21 protein-coding genes and 1 pseudogene are annotated in these 25,487 nt (G+C 72.8%); 3 read left to right on the top strand and 19 right to left on the bottom strand.

Translation table 11 applies throughout. The features are described 5' to 3' along the window. Positions 1–443: 443 nt before the first annotated feature. The 18 genes and pseudogenes from AB0Q99_RS31770 to AB0Q99_RS31685 form a co-directional block, all read right to left on the bottom strand. Positions 444–3,491, bottom strand: coding sequence for an AAA family ATPase (locus AB0Q99_RS31770; protein WP_363577285.1), 3,048 nt, complete (start codon positions 3,489–3,491; stop codon positions 444–446). Positions 3,492–3,625: 134 nt separating this feature from the next. Continuing rightward, positions 3,626–3,784 carry a hypothetical protein gene (locus AB0Q99_RS31765; protein ID WP_363577283.1) on the bottom strand — a complete coding sequence of 53 codons (159 nt, stop codon included), beginning with the start codon at positions 3,782–3,784 and terminating at the stop codon, positions 3,626–3,628. 237 nt (positions 3,785–4,021) lie between these two features. Then, positions 4,022–5,524: an Asp-tRNA(Asn)/Glu-tRNA(Gln) amidotransferase subunit GatB gene (gene gatB / locus AB0Q99_RS31760; RefSeq protein WP_363577281.1), complete on the bottom strand. Its 1,503-nt coding sequence runs from the start codon at positions 5,522–5,524 to the stop codon at positions 4,022–4,024. Further along, on the bottom strand, positions 5,521–6,171 hold the full coding sequence (locus AB0Q99_RS31755; RefSeq protein WP_363577279.1) for a hypothetical protein: 651 nt from the start codon (positions 6,169–6,171) through the stop codon (positions 5,521–5,523). Before AB0Q99_RS31755 ends, gatB begins: the two co-directional genes overlap by 4 nt. Further along, the gene (locus tag AB0Q99_RS31750) at positions 6,168–7,481 is read right to left on the bottom strand and encodes an AAA family ATPase (protein WP_363577277.1); all 1,314 of its coding nucleotides are present in this window, start codon (positions 7,479–7,481) and stop codon (positions 6,168–6,170) included. The genes AB0Q99_RS31755 and AB0Q99_RS31750 overlap by 4 nt, the downstream gene beginning before the upstream one ends. A gap of 69 nt (positions 7,482–7,550) precedes the next feature. Then, the gene (locus tag AB0Q99_RS31745) at positions 7,551–7,811 is read right to left on the bottom strand and encodes a hypothetical protein (RefSeq protein WP_363577275.1); all 261 of its coding nucleotides are present in this window, start codon (positions 7,809–7,811) and stop codon (positions 7,551–7,553) included. After that, positions 7,808–9,301: an Asp-tRNA(Asn)/Glu-tRNA(Gln) amidotransferase subunit GatA gene (gene gatA, locus AB0Q99_RS31740; RefSeq protein ID WP_363577273.1), complete on the bottom strand. Its 1,494-nt coding sequence runs from the start codon at positions 9,299–9,301 to the stop codon at positions 7,808–7,810. Before gatA ends, AB0Q99_RS31745 begins: the two co-directional genes overlap by 4 nt. A gap of 5 nt (positions 9,302–9,306) precedes the next feature. Next, the gene (gene gatC / locus AB0Q99_RS31735; RefSeq protein ID WP_363577271.1) at positions 9,307–9,603 is read right to left on the bottom strand and encodes an Asp-tRNA(Asn)/Glu-tRNA(Gln) amidotransferase subunit GatC; all 297 of its coding nucleotides are present in this window, start codon (positions 9,601–9,603) and stop codon (positions 9,307–9,309) included. 200 nt (positions 9,604–9,803) lie between these two features. Next, positions 9,804–11,552 (bottom strand): annotated as a pseudogene (locus tag AB0Q99_RS31730) (bifunctional diguanylate cyclase/phosphodiesterase); the annotation flags it as partial. Between the two features lie 385 nt (positions 11,553–11,937). Further along, positions 11,938–14,226 carry an NAD-dependent DNA ligase LigA gene (ligA, locus tag AB0Q99_RS31725; protein ID WP_363577269.1) on the bottom strand — a complete coding sequence of 763 codons (2,289 nt, stop codon included), beginning with the start codon at positions 14,224–14,226 and terminating at the stop codon, positions 11,938–11,940. Positions 14,227–14,244: 18 nt separating this feature from the next. After that, the gene (locus tag AB0Q99_RS31720; protein WP_363577267.1) at positions 14,245–15,255 is read right to left on the bottom strand and encodes a methionine synthase; all 1,011 of its coding nucleotides are present in this window, start codon (positions 15,253–15,255) and stop codon (positions 14,245–14,247) included. Positions 15,256–15,338: 83 nt separating this feature from the next. Beyond that, a complete protein-coding gene (locus tag AB0Q99_RS31715) occupies positions 15,339–16,028 on the bottom strand; it encodes an SDR family oxidoreductase (protein ID WP_363577265.1) in 690 nt (229 codons plus the stop codon). A gap of 13 nt (positions 16,029–16,041) precedes the next feature. After that, positions 16,042–16,566 (bottom strand): TIGR00730 family Rossman fold protein, encoded by a 525-nt coding sequence (locus AB0Q99_RS31710; protein WP_363577309.1) that lies wholly within the window; start codon positions 16,564–16,566, stop codon positions 16,042–16,044. 96 nt (positions 16,567–16,662) lie between these two features. Then, the gene (locus AB0Q99_RS31705) at positions 16,663–17,076 is read right to left on the bottom strand and encodes a type II toxin-antitoxin system VapC family toxin (RefSeq protein ID WP_363577263.1); all 414 of its coding nucleotides are present in this window, start codon (positions 17,074–17,076) and stop codon (positions 16,663–16,665) included. A 31-nt stretch (positions 17,077–17,107) separates the two neighbouring features. Continuing rightward, entirely contained in the window at positions 17,108–17,374 is a 267-nt protein-coding gene (locus AB0Q99_RS31700) for a prevent-host-death protein (RefSeq protein ID WP_363577261.1), read from the bottom strand. 34 nt (positions 17,375–17,408) lie between these two features. Continuing rightward, entirely contained in the window at positions 17,409–17,966 is a 558-nt protein-coding gene (locus AB0Q99_RS31695; protein WP_363577259.1) for a Uma2 family endonuclease, read from the bottom strand. Positions 17,967–18,095: 129 nt separating this feature from the next. Beyond that, a complete protein-coding gene (gene mnmA, locus AB0Q99_RS31690; protein ID WP_363577257.1) occupies positions 18,096–19,232 on the bottom strand; it encodes a tRNA 2-thiouridine(34) synthase MnmA in 1,137 nt (378 codons plus the stop codon). A 50-nt stretch (positions 19,233–19,282) separates the two neighbouring features. Beyond that, positions 19,283–20,464 (bottom strand): cysteine desulfurase family protein, encoded by a 1,182-nt coding sequence (locus AB0Q99_RS31685; protein ID WP_363577307.1) that lies wholly within the window; start codon positions 20,462–20,464, stop codon positions 19,283–19,285. A gap of 331 nt (positions 20,465–20,795) precedes the next feature. On the opposite strand from AB0Q99_RS31685, the gene AB0Q99_RS31680 reads away from it, so the two are divergent. After that, positions 20,796–21,563 carry an IclR family transcriptional regulator gene (locus AB0Q99_RS31680; protein ID WP_363577255.1) on the top strand — a complete coding sequence of 256 codons (768 nt, stop codon included), beginning with the start codon at positions 20,796–20,798 and terminating at the stop codon, positions 21,561–21,563. Here AB0Q99_RS31680 and AB0Q99_RS31675 read toward each other — a convergent pair. Next, positions 21,469–22,128 (bottom strand): trimeric intracellular cation channel family protein, encoded by a 660-nt coding sequence (locus tag AB0Q99_RS31675; RefSeq protein ID WP_363577253.1) that lies wholly within the window; start codon positions 22,126–22,128, stop codon positions 21,469–21,471. The genes AB0Q99_RS31680 and AB0Q99_RS31675 overlap by 95 nt on opposite strands. A gap of 642 nt (positions 22,129–22,770) precedes the next feature. Between AB0Q99_RS31675 and AB0Q99_RS31670 the strand changes: the two genes are divergently transcribed. Both AB0Q99_RS31670 and AB0Q99_RS31665 read left to right on the top strand, forming a co-directional pair. Continuing rightward, a complete protein-coding gene (locus AB0Q99_RS31670) occupies positions 22,771–23,976 on the top strand; it encodes a cytochrome P450 (protein ID WP_363577251.1) in 1,206 nt (401 codons plus the stop codon). Then, entirely contained in the window at positions 23,973–25,244 is a 1,272-nt protein-coding gene (locus AB0Q99_RS31665) for an MFS transporter (RefSeq protein WP_363577249.1), read from the top strand. The genes AB0Q99_RS31670 and AB0Q99_RS31665 overlap by 4 nt, the downstream gene beginning before the upstream one ends. Positions 25,245–25,487 lie beyond the last annotated feature (243 nt).

The following is a 25,487-nucleotide window of genomic DNA, read 5'->3' as shown; positions in this document are numbered from 1 at the left end:
TGGTGTCCCCGGGCGTCCGGCTCCGGGCAGCACCGTATCGGTGGAGCTCACGCGGCCTCTCCCCCTCCGGCCCGGGGCCTCGCGCCCCGGCCACGGGCCACCGGCCGCGCGCCTCTCGGCCGTACGCGGTGGCCTGGCGCCCCGTCAGGACGGTGGCCCAGGGGGTGGGCGGCCGGTCCGCCGCCGCACCGTACCGATGCTCCCGCAATGGACCCTACACCAATTCCGTCACTCAATGACACGCACATTCAACTTAGAGTAATGGCGAGGGAGTGGGGAAAGGCCGCCGATTCCAACGGATCGGCCCGGTTGGCGGCGGCGCACGGGCAGGGGCACACGCGGCGCGCACGGGAGCACGCGGCGGCGCTCGGCTGCCGGGACCGGCCCGCACGACGGCGGCCCGGCCGCCCGGAACGGTGGCGGGCCCGGCGGCGGGCCCGCGCTCAGCGGCCGGACGGCGCCAGGTCGTCCGGGAACAGCCGCAGCCGGTGCGCCAGCGCGGCCGCCTCGCCCCGGCCGCCGACGGCGAGCTTGCCCAGGATGTTGGAGACGTGCACGCTCGCGGTCTTCGGAGAGATGTACAGCTCCTCGGCGATCTGCCGGTTGGTCCAGCCGCGCGCGAGCAACCGGAGCACGTCCCGCTCACGGGGGGTGAGGTTGAAGGAGTCCCCGGCGCAGACCGCCGGAGCCGGCTGCGCCGCGGCCCGCTCGGCGGGGGCGAGGCTCAGCCCGGCCCGCTCGGCGAGGCCGGCGATCTGCGCCCCCAGCAGCCGGTCGTCCCGGACGGCCGCCAGTTCGGCCGCCTCGCGCAGCAGTTCGGCCCCGGCCTCGCGCCGGCCCGCCTGCACCTCGGCCTCGCCGGCCCGCAGCAGGGCCAGCGCGAGCGGGTACGGCAGGCCGGTCGGCCGCAGCGCCTCGACCGCGGCGGCCCACTGCCCGGGGTCGTCGGCGCCCTCGGCGCGGGCCAGTTCGGCCTCCAGCAGCCGGGCCCAGCCGTGGTGCAGCGGCGCCCGGGGCCGCAGCCCGGCGGCCGCCGCGGTGATCGCGGCCAGCGCCCCGGCCCGGCCCGCCTCGGCCTCCGGCAGGCCCCGGATGTCCGCCTCCACCCCGGCGCCCTCGGCCAGCAGCGGGTAGACGTCGGACTCGTGGCCGAGCCGCCCCTCCTCCGCCAGCGCGGCGAGCAGTTCGGCCCGGGCCTCCAGCGGCCGGCCGCCGAGCGCGGCGAGCCGCACCGCCAGCCGGCTGATCGGCACGCCGTGCTGGACCTGGCCGACCCGGTTGGCCGACCGGGCCTGCGCCAGCATGGTCGCCGCGGTGGCCAGGTCGCCCTGCAGCAGGGCGAGTTCGCCGCGCATCCGGTCCAGGAACTCGGCGTGGGTGCCGCTCAGGCTGGTCAGCTCGCAGGCGGCGAGCACCTCGGCGGCCTCCCGGACCCGCCCGAGGTCGGTCAGCGCCTCGACCAGGTTGCCGGTCAGGATGGTGCCGATGTTGCGCAGCAGGCCGTTGCCGTCCGCGAACTCCAGGCCCTCGCGGGCCAGCCGGACGGCGTCCTCGGCCCGGCCCAGCCCGCGCTGCATGCTGGCCAGGTTGTTGATGCCGCGCAGCAGGAGGTCGGGCACGCCCAGCCGGCGGGCCCGCTCGACCGCCCCGGCGAGCTCGGTCAGCCCGCCCTCGGCGTCGCCGTGCACGTCGTAGCGCAGGCCTGCGAGGGTCATCCGGGCGTGCACCTCGACCGAGTGGGCGCCGACCTCCTCGGCGATCCGGATCGCCCGCTCGGCGAGTTCGAGGTGCTCGGTGCCGGGCTTCTTGAGCATCGCCGAGCCCGCGCCGAGCGCGAGCACCTCGGCCTGGACGGCGGACGGCGGCAACTGCTCGACCAGCCGCAGCGCGTGGCGGATCTCCTCCTCGTCGCCGGAGCGGCGCAGGCTGCCCAGCATCCGGGCCCGGTTGATCCGGAACCAGGCGGCGCGCACCGGGTGCACCGTCTCGTCGACCAGCCGCAGCCCGCGCTTGGCCAGGCTCAGGCCGCGCTCGCGGTCGCCGCAGCGCCGGGCCGCGACCACCGCCTCGGCGAGCACGTCCTCCAGCTGGATCCGGTCGCACTCCTCGTCGGCGGCGCTGTGGTCGCAGGAGCCGGGCGGGTAGGTCTCGGCCCAGTCGTACGGGCGCAGGGTGTGCGCCAGCACGTCCTCGGAGACCATGTCCCACAGCTCCAGGGCCCGTTCCAGCATGCCCAGCTGCTCGGCGAAGGCGTTGCGGCGGCGGGCCGCGCGGGCGGCGTCCAGGGCGGTCGGCAGGGCCCGGGCCGGATCGTGCGCGTGGTACCAGTAGTTGGCCAGCCGGGCGGGCAGCGCGTCGGGGGAGAGCAGCTGCGGCTGGGCCTCCACGGCGAGCGCGAACGTGCGGTTGATCCGGTGGCGTTCGCCGGGCAGCAGGTCGTCCGAGACCGCCTCGCGGACCAGCGCGTGCCGGAACCGGTAGCCCTCGCCCTCGCTGTCCGGGCGCAGGATGTTGGCGCCGACGGCCGACCGCAGCGCCTCGATCAGCGCCTCCTCGTCGTCGTCCAGGACGGCGGCCAGCAGCGCGTGTTCGACGTGCGAGCCGCCCTCGGCGGCGATCCGCACCACCCGCTGGGCCTCCTCGTCCAGGCCCTCGACCCGCACCAGCAGGATGTCCCGCAGCGAGTCGGTCAGCCCGGCGCCGCAGCCGTCCTGGAAGGCGGTGGCCAGTTCCTCGACGAAGAACGGGTTGCCCTCCGAGCGGCGGTGGATCCGGTCCACCAGCTGGCGGTCGGGGGCGGCGGTGCCGAGGATGCCGGCCAGCTGGGCGGCCACCTCGCGGCGGTCGAACCGCGCCAGTTCCAACCGCTGGACGGTGCGCAGCCGTTCGAGCTCGGCGAGGAAGGGGCGCAGCGGGTGCCGGCGGTGCAGGTCGTCGCTGCGGTAGGTGGCGACCAGCAGCACCCGGGAGCGGTGCAGGGTTCGCACCAGGAAGGCGAGCAGTTCGCGGGTGGAGCGGTCGGACCAGTGCAGGTCCTCGACGGCGAGGACGAGGGTACGCTCCGCGCCGAGCCGCTCGAACAGCCTCGCGGTGTGCTCGAACAGCCGGGCCCGGCCGTACTCGTCGTTGGGTTCGCCGTCCGCCTCGCCGAACTCGGAGAGCAGTCGGGCGAGATGGCCCTCGCTGCCGGCCGCGGCGGCCTCGAACTCGGCGCCCAGCGAGCGGTGCAGCCGGCGCAGCGCGGCGGCCAGCGGCGCGTACGGCAGGCCCTCGGCGCCGACTTCCGGACAGCCGCCGAGCGAGGTGAGCGCTCCCCGGTCGGCGGCGCGCTCCAGGAACTCCTCCAGCAGCCGGGTCTTGCCGACGCCGGCCTCGCCGCCGATCAGGACGGCCTGCGGGCTGCCGGTGCCCGCCCGGCGCAGCGCGTCGGTCAGTTCGGTGATCTCGCTGCCACGGCCGACGAAGACGGGGCTGACCGATATCTGCTGCATGGGGGCGAGCATGCCATAGCCGGTGGGGGCCGGCCGAGGGGTTATCTCCCCCGGCGAACGCCCGGAGGGGGAGGCGCCGACACTCGGCGTCTCCCCCTCCGGGACTCCGTCGGCACCCTCCGGGTGCCGCACCGTCAGCATTCGGGCCGACGAACGGGGCGCCGCGCGAAGCGGGTGGCCACCGGGCGCTGCCGACGGCGGGCGGCCTGCTTGGCCTCGCGCACCAGGCGCTCGTGCTCGGCGCGGGCCACGAGCTCGTGGGCCTGTTGCTGGAAGGTCCGGTACTCGATCACTTGGTTCCCCCTGCGGGTCTCGCACTGCGTTTCGCTGACAGGTAAGAGCTTCCTCTCCCAGTGGGGGGTGCGGCATCGGGAGCGTGCCCGATCTTCCGGGGCCCGGACGCCTTAGATCGGGCCCCGGAAAAGGTTTGAGGCCCGACCTCACCCCAATACAGAGGTGAGATCGGGCCTTAGGCCTTACTTAGAGGGCCTTAGATGCCTTAGATGCCTTAGGAAGGCAGGCTTGACAGCCTAGGCGCCCAGCTTCTCCAGGATCAGGTCCTTCACCCGGGCGGCGTCGGCCTGGCCGCGGGTGGCCTTCATGACCGCGCCGACCAGCGCCCCCACGGCCTGCACCTTGCCGTCGCGGATCTTGGCGGCGATCGCCTCGTTCTCGGCGATGGCCTGGTCCACCGCGGCGCCCAGCGCGGAGTCGTCGGAGACCACGGCCAGACCGCGCTGCTCGACGATCGCGTCCGGCTCGCCCTCGCCGGCCAGCACGGCCTCGATGACCTGACGGGCCAGCTTGTCGTTCAGCTTGCCCTCGGCGACCAGCGCCGCGACCCGGGCGACCTGCACCGGGGTGATCGGCTGCTCGCTCAGCTCGGTGCCGGTCTCGTTGGCGCGGCGGGCCAGCTCGCCCATCCACCACTTGCGGGCCTGGTCGGCCGGGGCACCGGCCGCGATGGTCTCCTGGATCGGCGCCACCGCACCGGCGTTGAGGACGGACTGCATGTCCTTGTCGGACAGCCCCCACTCGGCCTGCAGCCGGGCGCGGCGCACCCGCGGCAGCTCGGGCAGGGCGGCGCGCAGCTCCTCGACCCACGCGCGGGCGGGGGCCACCGGCACCAGGTCCGGCTCCGGGAAGTAGCGGTAGTCCTCGGCGTTGTCCTTGATCCGGCCCGAGGTGGTGCTGCCGTCGTCCTCGTGGAAGTGCCGGGTCTCCTGGACGATGGTGCCGCCGTCGGTCAGGACGGTGGCGTGCCGCTGGATCTCGAACCGGGCGGCCCGCTCCACGCTGCGCAGCGAGTTGACGTTCTTGGTCTCCGAGCGGGTGCCGAACGTCTCGGTGCCGTTCGGGCGCAGCGACAGGTTGACGTCGCAGCGCATCTGGCCCTTGTCCATCCGGGCCTCGGAGACGCCGAGCGAACGGATGACCTCGCGCAGCTCGGCGACGTACGCCTTGGCGACCTCGGGGGCGCGCTCGCCGGCGCCGACGATCGGCTTGGTGACGATCTCGATCAGCGGGATGCCGGCCCGGTTGTAGTCGAGCAGCGAGTGGGTCGCGCCGTGGATGCGGCCGGTCGCGCCGCCGACGTGGCTGGACTTGCCGGTGTCCTCCTCCATGTGGGCGCGCTCGATCTCCACGCGGAAGGTCGAGCCGTCCTCCAGCTGCACGTCGAGGTAGCCGTTGAAGGCGATCGGCTCGTCGTACTGCGAGGTCTGGAAGTTCTTGGGCATGTCCGGGTAGAAGTAGTTCTTCCGGGCGAACCGGCACCACTCGGCGATCTCGCAGTTCAGCGCCAGGCCGATCTTGACGGCCGACTCCACGCCGACCGCGTTGACCACCGGCAGCGAGCCCGGCAGGCCCAGACAGGTCGGGCAGGTCTGGCTGTTCGGCTCCGCGCCCAGCTCGGTCGAGCAGCCGCAGAACATCTTGGTCTTGGTACCGAGCTCGACGTGGACCTCCAGGCCCATCACCGGGTCGTAGGAGGCCAGTGCGTCGTTGTAGGACACCAGGTTCATGGTGCTCACAGGAATCCCTTCGTAATCAGTGCGTCTTCGGTGTCCGCAAGCCATCGTTGGTACGACGGCAGCTGGGAGAGAAGCTCGAGGTCGATGTGTCGGGCGAGTAGTTCCATGCTGTCGTCGAGGACCCCGCCGTGTCCCGTGCCGGCGATCGTCTGCCAGACCCGCTTCGCGTAGGCCGGGTGCTCCGGGCTGTTGTGCGCCTTCTCCACCGCGGCCGGGGACTTGTACGGGTACGCGGCCGGCTTCGCACCCGCGATCGAGCGCAGGACCGCCTCCCGGTCGGCCAGCATCCAGGACTCGGTCATCCGGACCGGGACGAGCGCCACCGGCTCGGCGGACTTCGTCCCCCGGGCCCGCTCACGGAGCTGCGCGGTCAGCTTCTCGGCGGTGCCGCGCTCCTTCTCGTCGCTGTGCACGAAGATCAGGTGGCACTCGCGCGCCAGCTCCCAGGCGGCCTCGGCCACCTCCTCGGCGGTGCCCGAACCGGTGATCATGCGGTCGGAGAGCTCGCACGGGTGCACCGCCACCGGGCCCGGCGCCCGGGCGAGCAGCAGCTCGTCCAGCTGCCGGGTGATCAGGGTACCGAGGAAGGGCGCGTCGCTCACGCCCTCCACGACCAGCCCGGGGTACAGCGGCCGGTGGCCCTTCACGCCGCACCCCGTTCCAGCCGGCGCAGCAGCCGGTCCACCGCCTGCGGGGTGGTGGAGCCGCCCGGTTCCGCCTCAGGGTCCCGGGGCCGCAGCGGGCGCGCGGTGGTGATCCGGGAGACCGTCCGCCGCTGCGGGTCGACGTGGTTCGCCTGGTCCAGGAAGACCACGCCGCCGGAGAGGTCGGTGCGCAGCGCGGCCAGCAGGGCGGGCGAGTGGGTGGTGACCAGCAGCTGGCCGGGTGCGGTCCGGTCCGGGGCCGGCAGTCCGGCGTCCCGGCCGAGCCGGCGGACCAGGTCGGCCACCTGGGAGAGGTGCATGCCGTTCTCGATCTCCTCGACGGCGAGCACCCCGGCCCGTTCCCGGTCCCAGTGGGCGGCCAGCAGGGCGAGGGCGCGCAGGGTGCCGTCCGACAGCGAGGCCGGCGAGACCCAGCCGGTGTGCTGGAACTCCACCTCGAAGTCGTACTCGCCCCTGGTCCGGACGACCTCGGTGCGGAGGTCCCGGACGCCGGGGACGAGTGCGGCGAGGTCGGCCAGCAGCCGGGTGCGGCGCTCGGGGTCGGTGGTGGCGATCCGGTCCAGGACGACCGCGAGGTTGCCGCCGTGCGGCTCCAGCGGGCCGTCCGCCTCGGGCCGGCCGAGCTCCCGCAGGGCAGCGGGGTCGAGGGCGTACGGCTGCCAGGCCGCGGTCTCCCGGGCGGCCAGACCGAGGAGTTCCAGGGTGCCGGCCGCCTCGGCGCGCAGGTCGAACAGCTCGTCGGCGTCGGTCACGGTCGGGTCGCCGAGGATCGGGCCGCCGATCGTGGCGGCCCAGGCGCCGGTCCTGGCCGTGAACGCGTCGCGGGCCCGGACGAGGTCGGCCCGCAGGTCGTCGGAGTAGCCGAGCCGGTCCATCCAGTCGGTGTGCTCCAGCCGGCTCACCCAGATCCGGCTCTGGCCGCGGACCAGCGCGGCCCGCCCGGGCGCTCCCGGCCGGGAGCCGGTCCGGGCCGGCCCGACCTCCACCCGCAGCCGGACCGGCAGCGGGCCGTCGGCCGAGGGCACCACGGCTCCCACGGTGATCCGGAACGAGTCCCGCAGCGGGGCACCGTCGGCACCGCCCCGGTGGAAGAGGTCGCGGACGGCCAGCCGCCGGTCGCCGGCCACCGTGGCGTCGAAGCCGCGGTGGACCGTTCCCGACACCAGCCGCAGCGCGTCGAACAGGTTCGACTTGCCCGCGCCGTTGACGCCCAGGAGCACGGTGACCGGATGCACATCGAGCTCGAAGCCGACGAACGACTTGAACCCGTCGATGCGGATCTGGGTGATCATCTCCTACTCCTGTCCTTCCCCCCGGGGGCACGGCGGGCCCGGGCCGTCAGCCCGGGCCCGCCACGGCCGCTAGCCCAGCAGCACGTCGTCGGAGCCCAGCCGACGCAGCTCGCGCACCAGCAGGGCGGTGCCGGTGATCAGCGCGGCGGCGCCGACCAGGGCGTTGACCAGCTTCAGGGTGTCGCTCTCCTCGCGCGCCCTGCGGACGTCCTTGGCGATGGAGACGGCGCCGAAGGCGCTGGTGCCGATGGACAGCCACAGACCGGGCTTGGAGTGCTTGAAGCCCTTGAGCGAAGCGGACGGGGCCTTCGCCTTCTCGATCTTGCTCACAGTGCCGGTGCCTCCTCCAGCAGGGTGTGCCCCCACTTGTCGTTGAGCGCGGCCTCGACGGCGCCGCCCACGCGGTACAGGCGGTCGTCCGCCATCGCGGGTGCGATGATCTGCAGGCCGACCGGGAGATTGTCCTCCGGGGCCAGGCCGACCGGCAGTGACATGGCCGCGTTGCCCGCCAGGTTCGACGGAATCGTGCACAGGTCGGCCAGGTACATCGCCATCGGGTCGTCGGCGCGCTCGCCGATCGGGAAGGCGGTGGTCGGCGTGGTCGGCGAGACCAGCACGTCCACGCCGGCGAAGGCGGCGTCGAAGTCGCGCGAGATGAGCGTGCGGACCTTCTGGGCCGAGCCGTAGTAGGCGTCGTAGTAGCCCGAGGACAGGGCGTAGGTGCCCAGGATGATGCGGCGCTTGACCTCGTCGCCGAAGCCGGCCTCGCGGGTCAGCGCGGTGACCTCCTCGGCCGAGCGGGTGCCGTCGTCGCCGACCCGCAGGCCGTAGCGCATCGCGTCGAAGCGGGCCAGGTTGGAGGAGCACTCGCTGGGCGCGATCAGGTAGTACGCCGGCAGCGCCAGGGTGAAGGACGGGCAGGAGACCTCGACGACCTCGGCGCCCAGCTCGCGCAGCAGCTCCACCGACTCCTCGAAGCGCTGCATCACGCCGGCCTGGTAGCCCTCGCCGGCGAACTCCTTGACCACGCCGATCCGCATGCCGCGGACGTCGCGCATCCGCGCGGCCTCGACCACGGCCGGGACCGGCGCGTCGATCGAGGTGGAGTCCAGCGGGTCGTGCCCGGCGATGGCCTCGTGCAGCAGTGCCGCGTCCAGCACGGTGCGGGCGCACGGGCCGCCCTGGTCCAGGCTGCTGGAGAAGGCGACCAGGCCGTAGCGGGACACCGAGCCGTAGGTCGGCTTGACGCCGACGGTGCCGGTGACGGCGCCGGGCTGACGGATCGAGCCGCCGGTGTCGGTGCCGATCGCCAGCGGGGCCTCGAAGGAGGCCAGCGCGGCGGCCGAACCGCCGCCGGAGCCACCGGGGATGCGGGTGAGGTCCCACGGGTTGCCGGTCGGGCCGTAGGCGGAGTTCTCGGTGGAGGAGCCCATCGCGAACTCGTCCATGTTGGTCTTGCCGAGGATGACGACGCCGGCGTCCTTGAGACGGGTGGTCAGGGTGGCGTCGTACGGCGGGATCCAGCCTTCGAGCATCTTGGAGCCGCAGGTGGTCGGGATGCCCTTGGTGGTGAAGACGTCCTTCAGCGCGAGCGGGACGCCGGCCAGCGGGCCCAGCTCCTCGCCCTTGGCGCGCTTCTCGTCGACGGCCCGGGCGGCGGCCAGCGCGCCCTCGGTGTCGACGTGCAGGAAGGCGTTGACCTTCTTGTCGACGGCGTCGATGCGGTCCAGGTGCGCCTGCGCGACCTCGACGGCGGACACCTCGCCCTTGGCGATGGCGCTCGCGGTCTCGGCGGCGGTGTAACGAATCAGCTCGGTCATCTCGGTCAGTCCTCCCCGAGGATCTGCGGCACACGGAAACGCTGCTCCTCGGCGGCGGGGGCGCCGGACAGCGCCTGCTCCGGGGTGAGCGAGGTCCGCACCTCGTCCGCGCGCATGACGTTGGTCAGCGGCAGCGGGTGGGAGGTCGGCGGGACGTCCTGTCCGGCGACCTCGGAAACGCGGGCGACCGCGCCGATGATCACGTCGAGCTGCTCGGCGAAGTGGTCCAGCTCTTCGGGCTTCAGCTCAAGACGCGACAGCCGGGCGAGGTGGGCGACCTCCTCGCGCGTGATGCCAGGCATGCAGCGATCCTCAGGGTGAGTTCTGGTGAGGCCCGACGGTGCCTTGCGGGCGGTGCCGGGCCCGGGCAGGAGCAGCCGGGTCCGGCGCTCCGTCCTCATGGTCTTTGGACCCCATCCTATGGGGCCCGGACCGGCCACCGGCCAACCCGCGAGCCGCGGTGCCCGTCACCGCCGGGCGGACGTCCCCGCCGCGGGGTCCGTCACTGCGGCCGGAAGCGGGCCCAACTCTGCGTGCCGGGCGCCTTGATCTCCATCTGCGCGGCCTGCACCGCCTGGACCACCGGGGGCAGCACGGGCGGGAGGACCGGCGGGAGCGTCGGCGGCAGCACCGGCGGGATGGCCGGCTGGACGATCGGCTTGCCGCCCTGGACGGGCTTGCTCCCCTGGATCGGGTGACGGCCGGCGCGCAGCGGGGGCGGCGCGCCCAGCCGCTCCACCGGCGGGGCGCCGGTGCGGTGCACCCGCAGCCAGGCGGTGGCCTGCTCGGCGGGCAGCGCGGCCGACACCAGCCAGCCCTGGACGGCGTCCACGCCCATGCAGTGCAGCCGCTCCCAGGTCTCGTCGTCCTCGACGCCCTCGGCGACCACGGTCAGGCCCAGCGAGTGGGCGAGCTCCACCGAGCAGCGGACCACCGCCGCGTCGTGGTCGTCGGCGACCATCCGGGAGACGAAGGAGCGGTCGATCTTCAGCTCGCCGACCGGCAGGCTGCGCAGCCGCACCAGCGAGGAGTGCCCGGTGCCGAAGTCGTCCAGGGACATCCCGACGCCGTAGCCGCGCAGTTCGGCGAGGGTGTCGGCGGCCCGCCGGGAGTCGTCCAGCAGCAGCCGTTCGGTGATCTCCAGCTGGAGCGCGTGGGCCGGCACCTGGTGGCGCACCAGGTGGCCGGCGACGCGCTGGGCGAAGCCGGGGTTGAGCACGTCGCGGGGCGAGACGTTGACCGCGACCTGCACCTGCAGCCCCTGGTCGCGCCAGTACGCGAGCTGGCCGACCGCCGCCTCCAGCACGTAGTCGGTGAGCCGGGGCATCAGGCCGCTGGACTCGGCGAGCCCGACGAACTCGTCCGGCGAGACCCGGCCCTGGCCGGGGCGCTCCCAGCGCAGCAGCGCCTCCAGGCCGACCACCCGGCCGTCGAAGGCCACCTTCGGCTGGTAGTGCAGTTGCACCTCGCCGGTCTCCAGGGCCCGCCGCAGGTCGCCGAGGAGCCCGATGCGGTACGGGGTGTCGGCGTCCTGGGTCTCGTCGTACTGGGCGACGCCGCTGCAGCCGCGCTGGGCGTGGCCCATCGCGACGTCGGCCCGGCGCAGCAGCGACTCGGCGTCCTGGGCGTGCTGGGGGTAGACGCAGACGCCGCCGCTGGCCTCCAGGACGAGCAGCAGCCCGTCCAGCCGGATCGGGGCGGCGAGTTCGGCGATCAGCGCCTTGGCGACCCGCTCCAGGCTGTCCGGGCAGTTGATGCCGGGCAGCAGGACGGCGAACTCGTCGCCGCCCATCCGGGCCACCATCGGGCGGCCGCGCCGGTAGTGCCGGGGCAGGCCCGCGAAGACGTCGTCGATGGACTCCCGGGTGGCGCTGCCGGCCGGGCCGCCGGAGCGCAGTGCGCGGTGCAGTCGGCGGGCGATGTGAACCAGCAGCCGGTCACCGGCCGTATGACCGAGCGTGTCGTTGAGTGACCGGAAGCGGTCGAGGTCGAGCAGGATGAGACCGACGCTGTAGCCCTGATCGCACTCCGCGATCGCCTCCTGGGCGGCCAGCAGTAAGGCCTGGCGGTTGGGCAGGTCCGTCAGGGGATCGGTCAGTTGGTCGCGGGCGCGGTCCCGGGCGATCCGCCAGGCCGCCACCAGCACGGCCAGGGGCACCGCGAACAGCGGCAGCAGCTCGGGTTCGTACCGGTAGACCAGGACGGCCAGCGGGATGAGCGGCGCGGCTCCGGCCAGCAGCACGCCGAGCAGCAGGACCGCACCCGCCACCCCCTGCGGCGGGCGTGTGGGCGCACCGCCGGTCGTACGATCCATAAGCCCTGTCCTCCGTCGGGCCCGCCCCGTCAGGCCGCCTTACGGTGAGGCACCGTGCCGGTACCGACAGCTGCCGGGCATGGAGCGACCCCGAGAAGCACCGGCTCAGCCGGTGCCCCCACCCCTGCTGACACTCTGTTGCGCTCCAGGGTATGCCGGGGTCCACCCGGTGGGCAGACTTTCGGACAACCGGAAACGCGCCACCGCGCCCGGGTGTCGCACAGTGACACAATGCCCGCTTTCACTGCACGACATCCGGTGACGTTGCATCAGGACGATAACAACACCGGCCCGGCCGGACGCCGCTCGGGTCCGCTCCGGATCAGCCTTCGGCGGGCGCCTCCGACGGCCCGGCGGCCTCCTCGTGCTCCGGAATCCCCAGGTGGGCACGGGCGGCGGCCGGTCCGTCGGCCAGCAGCACGGCGAAGCCGGCGTCGTCCAGGACCGGCAGTCCGAGCTGAACGGCCTTGTCGTACTTGGACCCTGGGTTGTCACCGGCGACCACGAAGTCGGTCTTCTTCGAAACCGAACCGGTCACCTTCGCTCCGCGCGAGGTCAGCGCCTCCTTGGCGCCGTCCCGGGTGTGCCCGGCCAGCGTGCCCGTCACCACGACGGTCAGCCCCTCCAGCGGACGCTCCGCCTCCTCCTCGTCCGCGAACTCCTCGGTGAAGCGGACGCCGGCGGCGCGCCACTTCTCCAGGATCCCCCGGTGCCACTCCTCCTGGTACCACTCGACCACCGACCGGGCGATGATCGGCCCGACGCCCTCCACCGCGGCCAGCTCCTCCTCGGTGGCCGAGAAGATCCGGTCCAGGTCGCGGAACTCCCGGGCCAGCTCCTGGGCCGCGACCGGCCCCACGTGCCGGATCGAGAGGCCGTTGAGGAACCGCCAGAGCGGGCGGTCCTTCACCCTCTCCAGGTTCTCCAGCAGGATCACGGCGGTCTTCTTGGGCTCGCCCTTCTGGTTCGCGAAGAAGGTCGCCCGCTTCTCCTCGCCGGTGCTGTCGTCCAGCTTGGGCATGCCGGTCTTCTGGTCGCGCACCAGCACCTGGATCGGCAGCAGCTGCTCCATCGTCAGCCCGAAGATGTCGCCCTCGTCCTTCACCGGCGCCTCGGCCGGCTCCAGCGGCTGGGTCAGCGCGGTGGCCGCGACGTAGCCGAGGCCCTCGACGTCCAGCGAGGAGCGGCCACCCAGGAAGGCGATCCGCTCGCGGATCTGGGCCGGGCAGAACTGGGCGTTCGGGCAGCGCAGGTCGATGTCCCCCTCGGCCATCGGGCGCAGCTCGGCCCCGCACTCGTGGCAGTGCGAGGGCATCACGAACTCCCGCTCGGTGCCGTCCCGCAGGTCGTACACCGGGCCGAGGATCTCCGGGATGACGTCACCGGCCTTGCGCAGCACGATGGTGTCGCCGAGCAGGACGTCCTTGGCCTTGACGACCTCCCGGTTGTGCAGCGTCGCGTACTGCACCATCGAGCCGGCCACCTTCACCGGCTCGGCCAGCACCGCGTACGGGGTGGCCCGGCCGGTGCGGCCGATGCCGACCTTGATCTCGGCGAGCCTGCCGGTGACCTCCTCCGGCGGGTACTTCCAGGCGATCGCCCAGCGCGGGGACTTGGAGGTGGCGCCGAGCCGGCCCTGCAGGGCGATCTCGTCCACCTTGACGACCACGCCGTCGATCTCGTGCTCGACCGAGTGCCGCTGCTCGCCGAAGTGCGCGATGAAGGCCCGCACCTCGGCGAGCGTCCCGACCACCCGGTTGTGCCGGGCCGTTGGCAGGCCCCAGTCGTGCAGCAGCCGGTAGGCGTGCGACTGGCTGTCGACGTCGAAGCCGACCCGGGCGCCGATGCCGTGCACCACCATGTGCAGCGGGCGGGAGGCGGTGACCAGCGGGTCCTTCTGACGCAGCGAACCGGCGGCGGCGTTGCGGGGGTTCATGAACAGCCGGATCATCGCCCGGCGCTGCTTGCCCTCCTTGACGCGCTCCTCGTTCTCCTGCCGGCGGCGCTCGTTCTCCTCAGCGAAGGAGGCGTTGAGCGCGTCGAAGGCCTCGGTCGGGAAGTAGACCTCGCCGCGGACCTCCACCAGCTCCGGGACGTTCTCGCCCTTGAGCCGGTGCGGGATCTCCTTGATGGTGCGGACGTTGGCGGTGATGTCCTCGCCCGCCCGGCCGTCGCCGCGCGTCGCCGCCTGCACCAACTGGCCGTTCTCGTAGGTGAGGTTGACGGCCAGGCCGTCCACCTTGAGCTCGCACAGGTAGTGGTAGTCGATGCCGTCCAGCTCGCCGGCGACGCGCCCGGCCCAGGCGGCGAGTTCGTCGTCGTCCATCGCGTTGTCGAGGCTGAGGAGGCGCTCGCGGTGCTCGACCTCGGCGAACAGCTCGGTGGGGGCGCCGCCGACCCTCTGCGTCGGGGAGTCGGGGGTGACCAGCGCCGGGTGCCCGGCCTCCAGCGCCTCCAGCTCGCGCATCAGGGCGTCGAACTCGGCGTCGCTGACGACCGGCGCGTCCTGCTCGTAGTACCGGGCGCGGTGGTCGGTGATCTCCTGTGCCAGCTCGGCGTGCCGCCGGCGCACCTCCGCCGGGACGTCCTCCCAGCCCTCGACAGCCGTCACCGCAAGCCTCCTACGTTCTCATTCCGGGTTGTCCACCAGGCTCTGCGCCGCCCGTACGCTCTGGGCCAACGCCCTGCGCGCGTACGCCGGGGAGGCCCCGGCCAGCCCGCAGGTCGGCGTCACCAGCACGCGGCGGCCCAGCAGCTCCGGGGCGAACCCGAGCCTGCGCCACAAGGTCCTGACACCCTGGACACTACCGGCCGGGTCGGACATCCCCAGGTCAGTGGAGGGGACGACACCCGCGAGGAACACCGTGCCCGCCTCCACGGCCTCGCCGAGGTCGTCGTCCGAGCGCTCGGTGAGGAGGGAGAAGTCCAGCGAGACACCGGCCACACCGGCCCGGCGCAGCAGCGGGATCGGGACGTCCGGTGCGCAACTGTGCACCACGACGGGCGCGTCCAGGCCGCGGACCACCTCCCGCAGCACCTCCTCGGCGACCTGCCGGTCCACCGCGCGCAGCCGCTGGAAGCCGCTGGCGGTCTTCACCGCGCCGGCCAGCACGGCGGGCAGCGAGGGCTCGTCCAGCTGCAGCACGACCTCCGCGCCCGGCACCCGCTTGCGGACGTCGGCGAGGTGGCGGCGCAGGCCCTCGGTGAGCGAGCCGGCGATGTCCCGGCAGGCGCCGTGGTCGGCGAGCGCCTTCTCGCCGTGCTTCAGCTCGATGCTCGCCGCCAGCGTCCACGGGCCCACCGCCTGGACCTTGAGCGCACCCTGGTAGCCCTGGGTGAACTCCTCCAGGGCGTCCAGGTCCTCGCCGAGCCAGGAGTTGGCGCGCCGGGTGTCCCGGCCGGGGCGGTCGGTGAACCGCCAGCCGCTCGGCTCGGTCTGCGCGAACAGCTCCACCAGGAAGCCGGCGCCGCGCCCGATCATGTCGGCGCCCGGCCCGCGGGCGGGCAGTTCGGGCAGGAACGGCAGCTGCTCCAGCGCGCCGGTGGAGGTCTTGGCGGCCTCGCGGGCGTCGGTACCGGGCAGCGAGCCGACGCCGGTGGCGGCGCCGCGCAGGTCGGGGAAGGGGTGTGGGGTGCTCACCCGTCCGAGCCTAGTGCGCGGCGCCGGTGCCCGGTCTCAGCGGCCCGGTCCCGGCCCGGCGGCCCGGTCCCGGCGAACCGGCCTCAGCGGCCCGGGCGGACGGTGATCTCGGTGATCTCCGCGTCCCGGGAGGCGTCCAGGGCGGCGATGACCGCCCTGGCGACGGACTCGGGCTCGATCCAGCGGGCGGCGTCGTAGTCCTTGCCCTCCTGCTGGTGCACCTTGGCCTGCATCGCGGTGGCGGTGCGGCCCGGGTAGACCGAGGTGACCCGGACGCCGCCCGCGTGCTCCTCCTGGCGCAGCGAGTCGGCGAGCGCCTTCAGGCCGTGCTTGCTGGCCGCGTACGCCGACCACTCGGCGTGGGCGTGGTGGCCGGCACCGGAGTTGACGAAGACGACGTGGCCCTTGGCCAGGCGCAGCGACGGCAGCAGCAGCCGGGTCAGCTCGGCGGGGGCGATCAGGTTGACGTTGAGCGTCTCCTGCCACGCCTTCACCGGCAGCTCGCCGACCGTGCCCAGCTCGACCACCCCGGCGACGTGCAGCAGCGAGTCCAGCTCGACGGGCAGCGCCTGGTGCCCGAAGGCCCAGGACAGCTTGGCCGGGTCGCCGAGGTCGCCGACCAGGGTGTTCGCCCCGGGGAATCGCTCCCGCAGCGCGGCGGCGCGGCGGGCGTCGCGGGCCAGCAGCCAGAGGTCGTCCCCCCGCTCGGCGAGCTTCCCCGCCAGGACGGCGCCGATGCCCGAACCGGCGCCGGTGATCAGATGTGCAGCCATGGGTCCGATCCTCTCAGGCCTTGAGCTGCGCAAACACCTCGGCGGGCGTGTCGGCGAAGGTGATCAGCTCCGACAGCGACCGGGGCAGGAAGCCCTCGGCGTCCATCCGCTCCAGCTGGGTCCGCAGGCCCGAGTAGAACCCCTCGGTGTCCAGGACGACCACCGGCTTCTCGAACATCCCGTGCTTCTTGAGCTCCAGCACCTCGGTGACCTCGTCCAGCGTGCCCAGCCCGCCGACCAGCACCACGATCGCGTCCGCCCGGGCCGCCAGCTCCGCCTTCCGCTCGGCGAGGTCCCGGGTCATGACCAGCTCGTCGGCGCCCACGTACCCCTTGTGCTTCAGCATCTCGACCATCACGCCGACCAGCTTCCCGCCGGCCGCCTTCACCTCGTCGGCGAGCAGGCCCATCAGTCCGGCGTTCGAACCACCCCACACCAGGGTGTGCCCGCCCTCCCCGAGGAGCCGGGCGAACTCGGCGGCCGGGGCGGAGTAACGGTCGTCGAGGGAGTACGCGGAGCAGAAGACGCAGATGTTCATAGTGCCCATTGGTCTATCACGCCTCCGCTCGCCGGCATGACGGAGGCCCCTGCCTGGTCGGCGGTTTCCAGGGCCTCGGATCCCGGCCCCGATGAATCAGGAATGCTCGACCAGCGGCCTGGTCACCGCAACCACCGTAAGAAGCCCTTCCAGCCCTTTGAAATCGTCCGGGTTGGTGGTGAACAACGGCAGATCCTCGGCGATCGCAATCGCCGCGATCATCAGGTCCGCCACTCTTCGCCGGGGCTTGCGACCTGATCCGACCACCGCCGCACAGACCCTCCCGTAGATCCGGGCCGCCTCGGCATCGAAGGGAATCGGGTCGAACTCGTGCTCCGCACGCTGGAGCACGTCGAGGCGCCGGGCGCGCTCGGCGCGCTCGTCGTAGTCGTTCTGCTCCTCGTTCCGCCGGACCTCGTGCGGTCCGGCGGAGAGCTCGGCCGGAGTGATCACGCTGATGGCCATCTGGGCCGGCAACTCGGCCGGGTCCACCCGCCTGCGCAAACTCATGAGGTTGGTGTCGAGAAGACCTTACTCGTGGTCAGCGGCCACGGGAACCGTCCGCCCAATGCTCGGCCGTAGCCTCCTGGCCGGCCCGGAAAGCGTCCGGGGAGATGTCCGGAGCGCTGTGGGACATGGCGGAGAACTCGGCCCGGGATACGAACCGCCGACGACGCGACGGGAGCAGTTCCCCGATCCGATGCCCGTCCCTGGTCACGGTGAAGGACTGGCCGGCCTGGACGGCGTCCATGATCTCCTCGGGCCTGCTGCGCAGGTCCCGCTGGGTGATCTCGGGTTGCACTGACATGCGTCCAGACCAGGGAGGGCCTGGCTGCGGCGGATCAGTCCTTGTACGGGAGGAGCTTCGACAGGCTGAGCGTGAAGCCGAAAGGTTCCGGGATACCGATCGCGTCGCCGAACTTCCGGTCGCTGCGGGTGTGGTAGCGGTCGTGGTTCGGCTCGGAGAACAACGTCACGGTCTGCTGGCGCGGGTCGACGATCAGATAGAGCGGGATACGCATCACGGCGTAGTCGTGCAGCTTGTCCATCCAGTCGTTCCCCGGATTGGACGGCGAGACGATCTCCACGGCGATCAGGGCTTCGGCGGCGGGGGCCTTGTTGCCCGGCTCGGACAGGACCTCCACCGGCAGGTACGTCAGGTCCGGCTCCCGCCCCTTCGAGACGTCCGGGCTGACGATCTCACTTCGCTCGCTGGGGAGGTAGCCGTCGGGGGCGTGCTGCTCGAACTGCCGACGCACCTGAGCCACGTTGAGCTGATGGATGTTGGAGGGCGATGCCTGCATGATCAACGTGTCTCCGGACCACTCGATCCGGACACCCTCGGGGGCGATCCGCTCCAGTTCCTCGATGAAGTCGCGGTGCTGCTCGTAGAAGGTCATGCCGTCCTCTCCGGAGGATGTGCCTCGGGCGTCGCGTTCCCGTCCACTATGACGCAACCCGGCGACGCCCCGCGTGCCCGGCCGTCCGCGCCCGATCGCGTCGCCGAAGGCCGCCGTCCCCGGAGGGCGCTACGCGCTGACGGCCGGGCGCTCGGTGGTGGCGATGGTGGCGGAGCCGACGACGCGGGTGCCGTCGTACAGCACCACCGCCTGGCCGGGGGCGATGCCGCGCACCGGGCTGTCCAGGCGTACGCGCAGCTCGCCGTCGACCACCGAGGCGGACACCGGCACCTCCTCGCCGTGGGCGCGCAGCTGCGCGGTGTAGCGGCCGTCGGCCAGGGCCTCGGTGCCGCACCAGCGGGGGCGGATGGCGGTCAGCGCGGTGACGTCCAGGCCCTCGACCGGGCCGACCGTCACGGTGTTGTTCACCGGGGAGATGTCGAGCACGTACCGCGGCTTGCCGTCCGCCGCCGGGCGGCCGATCCGCAGGCCCTTGCGCTGGCCGATGGTGAAGCCGTACGCGCCGTCGTGCTCGCCGAGCTTGGTGCCGTCGACGTCGAGGATGTCGCCGGTGGCGGTGCCGAGGTGCCGGGCCAGGAAGCCCTGGGTGTCGCCGTCCGCGATGAAGCAGATGTCGTGGCTGTCCGGCTTCTTCGCCACCGCCAGGCCCCGGCGCTCGGCCTCCTCGCGGATGGCGTCCTTGGTGGTGTCACCGAGCGGGAAGAGCGAGTGGGCGAGCTGGTCGGCGTCGAGCACGCCGAGCACGTACGACTGGTCCTTGGCGCCGTCCACCGCCCGGTGCAACTCGCGGGAGCCGTCCGGCAGATCGACGATCCGGGCGTAGTGGCCGGTGCAGACGGCGTCGAAGCCGAGGGCGATCGCCTTGTCCAGCAGCGCGGCGAACTTGATCTTCTCGTTGCAGCGCAGGCAGGGGTTGGGCGTGCGACCGGCCGCGTACTCGGCGACGAAGTCGTCGATGACGTCCTCGCGGAAGCGCTCGGCGAGGTCCCAGACGTAGAACGGGATGCCGATGACGTCGGCGGCCCGCCAGGCGTCCCGGGAGTCCTCGATGGTGCAGCAGCCGCGGGCGCCGGTCCGGAAGGACTGCGGGTTGGCGGACAGTGCCAGGTGGACGCCGGTCACCTCGTGCCCCGCTTCGACGGCCCGGGCGGCGGCGACGGCGGAGTCGACCCCGCCGGACATCGCCGCGAGCACGCGCAGTCGGCCGGTGGACGGAGTGGTCGGGGCACCCGGGAAGTCAGTCATGGTGACTACAAGAGTACGTGGCCGCCGAACCTGCCCGACCCCGGAACCGCCTACCGCCGCACCGACGCCAGCCCGGCGTTGCGGGCCCGCTGGACCACCGGGCCGATGGCCTCCGCGAGCGCCGTGACGTCCTCCGGCACCGAGGTGTGGCCGAGCGAGAACCGCAGCGAGGCCCGGGCCAGCAGCGGGTCGACGCCCATGGCGAGCAGCACGTGGCTGGGCTGCGGCACCCCGGCGGTGCACGCCGAGCCCGTCGAGCACTCGATGCCGGCCGCGTCGAGCAGCATCAGCAGCGCGTCGCCCTCGCAGCCGGGGAAGGAGAAGTGGGCGTTGGCCGGCAGTCGGCCCTCGGTGGCCGGGTCGCCGTTGAGCACCGCGTCCGGCACGGCGGCCAGCACGGACGCCGCCAGTTCGTCCCGCAGCCCGCCGAGGGTCACCGCGTGCTCCTCGCGGTGCTTCACGGCCCAGGCCGCGGCGGCCGCGAAACCGGCGGCGCCGGGGGCGTCCAGGGTGCCGGAGCGCACGTCGCGCTCCTGCCCGCCGCCGTGCAGCAGCGGTACGGGCGCGGCGCCGCGGGAGAGCAGCAGGGCGCCGATGCCGAACGGGCCGCCGACCTTGTGACCGGTGACGGTGAGCGCGGTGAGCCCCGACTCGGCGAAGGAGACCGGGACCTGACCGAGCGCCTGCACCGCGTCGGCGTGCATCGGGATGCCGTACTCGGCGGCCACGGCGGCGAGTTCGCGCACCGGCTGGAGGGTGCCGACCTCGTTGTTGGCCCACATCACGGTGACCAGCGCGACCGCCGCGGGATCGCGCTCGATCGACTCGCGCAGCGCCTCCGGGTGCACCCGGCCGTACGCGTCGACCGGCAGGTACTCGACCGCGGCGCCCTCGTGCTCGGAGAGCCAGTGCACCGCGTCGAGCACCGCGTGGTGCTCGACCGGGCTGCACAGCACCCGGGTCCGGACCGGATCGGCGTCCCGGCGGGCCCAGTAGAGGCCCTTGACCGCCAGGTTGTCGGACTCGGTGCCGCCGCCGGTGAGCACGATCTCGCTCGGGCGGGCACCCAGCGACTCGGCCAGCGACTCGCGGGACTCCTCGACCACCCGGCGGGCCCGGCGGCCGGCCGCGTGCAGGGACGAGGCGTTGCCGACCACCCCCAGGTGCGCCGTCATCGCGGCGATCGCCTCGGGCAGCATCGGCGTGGTCGCCGCATGGTCCAGGTATGGCATAACCATCCGATTGTAGAGGGCCGCACCGCGCGCCCCTCCAGGTCTGCGCATCGATCCGGCCATCACGCGGACGGACCGGCTCCGGCCACCCGCCCGGACCGGGCCCGGCCCCGCCCGCGCACCGCTCCCGACCTGCCCGCGAGCCCTTCCCGAGCCATTCCCGAGCCCCTACCGGACCCCTCCCGAGCCCCGCCCCGCCCCTTCTCGACCGGCCACGCCGCACACTGGTCTGTACCAATGCCGGACAGTCCCGTCCGGCACTGGTTTGTACCACTACGCCCCCCAGCGGATAGCCTGGCGCCACTTCTCAGCCGGACCAACGGGGGGCGCCATGTCGCAGTCGGTCGATCGCGCGCTGACCCTGCTCGACGCGCTCGGCGAGGCGCCGCTCTCGCTGGAGCAGGCCGCCGGCAGCCTCGGGGTGCACAAGTCCACCGCGCTGCGGCTGCTGCGCACCCTGGAGGAGCACGGCCTCGCCCGCCGCCAGCCCGACCTGCGCTACCGGCTCGGCGGCCGGGTGCTCTCGCTGGCCCACCGCGCGCTGGAGGACTTCGACGTCCGGCAGGTCGCCGCGCCGTACCTGGCCGCGCTCAACGCCCGCTGCGGCTACACCGTCCGGCTCGCCGTGCTGCACGACGGCGAGGTGCTGTACCTGGACGAGGTGGCCGGGCCGGCGGCGGCCGAGCCGTCCCGGATCGGGCGCCTCGCGCCGGTGACGGGCACGGCGGTCGGCCGGGTGCTGCTTGCCGGGCTGCCCGCGGACGGGCCGGGCGAGGAGGCCGAGCTGGCGGCCGTACGCCGCCGGGGCTGGGCGGCGGAGTCCGCCGAGCACCGGGAGCCGGTGACCTGCGTGGCCGCCCCGGTCGCGGGCAGCGGCGGCCGGACGGTCGCGGCGTGCGCGCTGAGCGCCCCGGCCGGGCAGGTGCCGCCGGCCGAACTGGCCCGGATGCTGCCGGAGTTGCTCTGCACCGCCGAGGCGATCTCGCTCGCGTACGGCGGCTCCCCTACTCCTCGCTGGTGCGAGAACCGTTGCGGTGCCAGGCCCGCGGCGCGCGCCAGCCGTACTTCAGGGCGAGCATCCGCAGGCCGAAAGCGGTGAGCGCGGCGGCGGTGCCGGTCGCGCCGGTGAGCCGGTCCGCGCCGATCAGCAGCGCGACCAGGGTGGAACCGACCAGGGCCGGCACGGCGTAGATCTCCCGGTCCCAGCGCAGCAGCGAGGGGATCTCCCCGGCCAGCACGTCGCGGATCACGCCGCCGCCGGCCGCGGTCACCATGCCGAGCGCGATCGCCGCGACCGCGCCGAGCCCGTAGTCGTGCGCCTTGGCCGTGCCGGTGACGCAGAACAGGCCGAGCCCGAGGGCGTCCAGGGTCTGCACCGCGAGGTTGATCCGCTCGACCTCGGGGTGCAGGAAGAACACCACCAGCGCCGCCGCGAGCGGGGTCACGAAGTAGCCGAGGTTGGTGAAGGCGGCGACCGGAGTCGCCCCGATCACCAGGTCGCGCATCACGCCGCCACCCAGCGCGGTGACCTCCGCCAGGACGCAGATCCCGAAGATGTCCATGTTCTTGCGGACGGCGAGCAGGCCCCCGGAGAGGGCGAAGACGAAGATGCCGACGAGGTCCAGCGACTGCTGCACGTCGGTGGGGAAGATCTGCGAGGTCACCACACAACTATGACCCGATCGGACGATTCCCCTCCGCTTGCCTCCTCGGGGGGCACCCCCTCCGACCCGGCACCGGCCCACCCCGGCCCACCCCGGCCCACCCCGGCCCACCGCCGAGCCGGACACACTACGCAGACTTGACATGAACACCAAATTTCGCCATATTCGCGAAATGCCGCGAATCATACGGCCGGGGAAATGAAATTGGTGCCGCCTTCCTGAATTCAACATTCCACTTGCCCGGGTTGGCCGGTTCGGGGAGTTTGCCCCGGAATTAAGTCATGGACGAGGGCGAATGGCATTGATAGTTTCACTCCCATCGAGAGAAGCACTCGGGCTTCGAACACGAAAAACCGGAGAGGAGCCTTCCGTGCGTTACAACGACTGAAATCCCTGATGCCGATTGCACCGGCATCCCTGGTGTTCGAACGTCAACAGTCCGCGCCAGTGGCCGGGCCTTTTAACTCGGGTAGGTGAATTTCCATGCGCTACAACGACTAATATATTGCCCGAACCGCGGCTGAGCCCGGTATCGTCGGCGAGAATTGGCGCCGGACCCGGATGCGTCCGGGTCCGGCGCACGCTCTTCGGCCCAGCGAGAAAACGGGCCTCCATGGCCGTTCAAGAACCCAGGGATTGTCCATGAAACTCCCGGTCCGCTATGACCCCCTCGACAGTTCGACGCTCGCCGATCCCTATTCGGTCTACGCGGAGTTGCGCGCGTCGGAGCCCGTGCACTGGCACGAGAAGATGCAGAGCTGGGTGCTGACCCGGTACCGCGACTGCCAGATGGTGCTGCAGAACCCCACGGTGTTCGCGACGGACTGGCGGCGGGCCGGCGAGTCGGTCTCCGAGCCGTGGCTGAGCCTGCAGACCCTCGACCCGCCGGACCACGGCCCGCTCCGCAGCCTCTTCATGAACGCCCTGCGTGCCCAGGACCTGGAGGCCGTCGGCGAGCACGGCGAGGCCCTCGTCGGGTCGCTGCTCGACGACCTGGAGGGCAGGGCGGAGTTCGACCTCATGTCGGAGGTCGTCGAGCCGCTCGCCCTGGCGACCATCTCGGAGCTGATGGGCATCGACCGGCCCGATGTCAGGACCTTCGCCGCGATATCGGATGCCATCGTGCGGAGCATGGACGCCGGATTGGCGCCCGAGACCGCCGGCGACGGAATCGAGAGCGGTGCCGAACTCAGGAAACTCGGCATCGAGGCCCGTGGCCGGCTGAGCGAAATGGTCGAGTCGTGGTTCACGACCAATCCGCAGCCCGGCCTGCTGACCCATGTCGCCGGCAACCGTGCCGAGGTGGAGGTCGCCGATTCCTTCGTCCGGAACACCGTGCGGGTCGTCTTCCAGTCCGGCTACAGCTCGATCGTCGCGGGCGCCGGAAATGCCATGCTGGCGCTGCTGGAGCACCCCGAGAAATTCGAGGCGATGCGCGACCCGGCCCTGCTGTCGAGTGGTTTCGACGAGCTCATGCGCTACGACGCCGCGGTTCAGGGGACCAGCCGCATCGTCACCGAGCCCGTCGTCGTCGGATCCGTCCAGCTCAAGCGCGGAGACGTCGTCGTGGTGCTTTTCGGCGCGGCAAACCGTGATCCCGAAAAATTCACCAGGCCCGACGAAATCATTCTGGACCGGACACCGAATCAACACATGGCATTCGGCCGGGGCCCGCACACCTGTGTCGGGAACCTGTTCACCCAGGTGACGTTGCAGGCGCTGATCAGGGCCATCCTGCGGCGCCCGGCGCCCCTGCGGACGGCCGGTGAGCCACTGCGCCAGCGCACCGCGACCATGCGCTACCTCGCGACGTTGCCGGTCACCTTCCAGGATGCCGACGCCACGTGACCGGCACGGATACGGCGGCTCCCCCGGCCCGGACGAGCGCTGCCCGGCTGGCCCTCGCCAGGGCGGTCCCGCCGGCCGGGCCGGTGCGCGGACTGACGCTGTCCACGTTCCTGACCACCCTCGGGGACGGGCTGTTCGCCACCGTCAGCGTCCTCTTCTTCACCCGGGTGGTGGGTCTGCGGACGGTGGACGTGGGCATCGGGCTCACCGTTGCCAGCCTGGCCGGCCTGCTCGCCGCCCTGCCGATCGGACACCTCTCCGACCGCATCGGACCGCGGCGGGTCCTGCTCGTCCTCACCGTCGCCGCGGGGCCGGCGGTGCTGTGCTACCTGGCGGTCGGTTCCTTCTGGGCGTTCGCCGTCGTGGCGTGCACGGTCGGCGTCGCGCAACGGGGCTGCCGCACGGTCCTGCCCGCCCTGGTCGCCCTGATCGCCTCGGCCGAGGAGCGGGTGACCGCACGCGCGCACCAGCAGGTCGTGAGCAACATCGGGATCTCACTCGGCGCGGGAGCCGCCGGCGTGGCCCTGTACCTGGACACCAGGGCCGCTTACGAGGCGCTGGTGGTCGTCGCGGCGCTGGCCTACTCGGGGTCCGCCCTCGTGCTGAACCGGATCCCGGTGCGGCAGCCGCCTCCCGCGCACGTCGGGAAGCAGCCGCTGGGGGCAGCGCTCAAGGACCTCCGGTACCTGCGGTTCACCGGGCTGAACGCCGTGCTGTCACTGAACGGCGCCCTCATGGAGATCGCCCTTCCGCTGTGGCTGGTCACCCACACCGAGGCTCCCGCCTGGCTGTTCAGCGCCCTGATCGTGCTGAACACGCTCCTGGTCGTGGTCTTCCAGGTCCGGGTGAGCTCCAGGGGCAACGACACCACCCCGGGTTCGTGGGGACGCATCTCGCGCCTCGGCGGGCTCTTCCTCGGCTTCGCCTGCCTGCTGTACGGCGCCGCCGGGTGGGGGAACACCCTGGTCGCGACCGGCGTCCTCGGCTTGGGGATGATCGCCCACACCTGGGGGGAGATGTACCAGGTCTCCGGCGAATGGGGGCTCGGCTTCCAGCTCGCCCCCGAGCACGCGACCGGCCAGTACCAGGGAGTCCTGGCCATCGGCCGTGGGGCCGCCAATGTCGCCGCGCCGGTCGCCCTGGTGGCGGTCGTCGGGGCCGGCCAGTACGGGTGGGTGGCGCTGGCTGCCGCCTTCCTCGCGGCCGGGCTCGCGATGCCCGCGGCGACCCGGCTGCCCGTCGGCGGGGGCCGCGCCCCCGACGCGTGAGCAGAGTCGCGCCGCCCCACGGGACGCAAGCCCCGGGCACCACGATGCGCCGCACCGGACAGCCGACAGGCCGTTCCGGTGCGGCGCATCGCTGCGTGTGGACCCGTCGGTCCGCCTCGATCGATCCGCGTCGAGGGAGACGGCACCGGCTAGTCCCATCCTTCGCACATGACACGTTCGGGTGAATGGTCGGTACGACCGGTGCTTGCGGGGTGGTTGTTCGCTTTGATAGGGGCGTGCCGA

This window comes from Kitasatospora sp. NPDC086791 (genome assembly GCF_040685975.1).
Classification (GTDB): domain Bacteria; phylum Actinomycetota; class Actinomycetes; order Streptomycetales; family Streptomycetaceae; genus Kitasatospora.
Note: the sequence above shows the minus strand (reverse complement) of the source record. Positions and strands in the feature narration are given on the sequence as shown.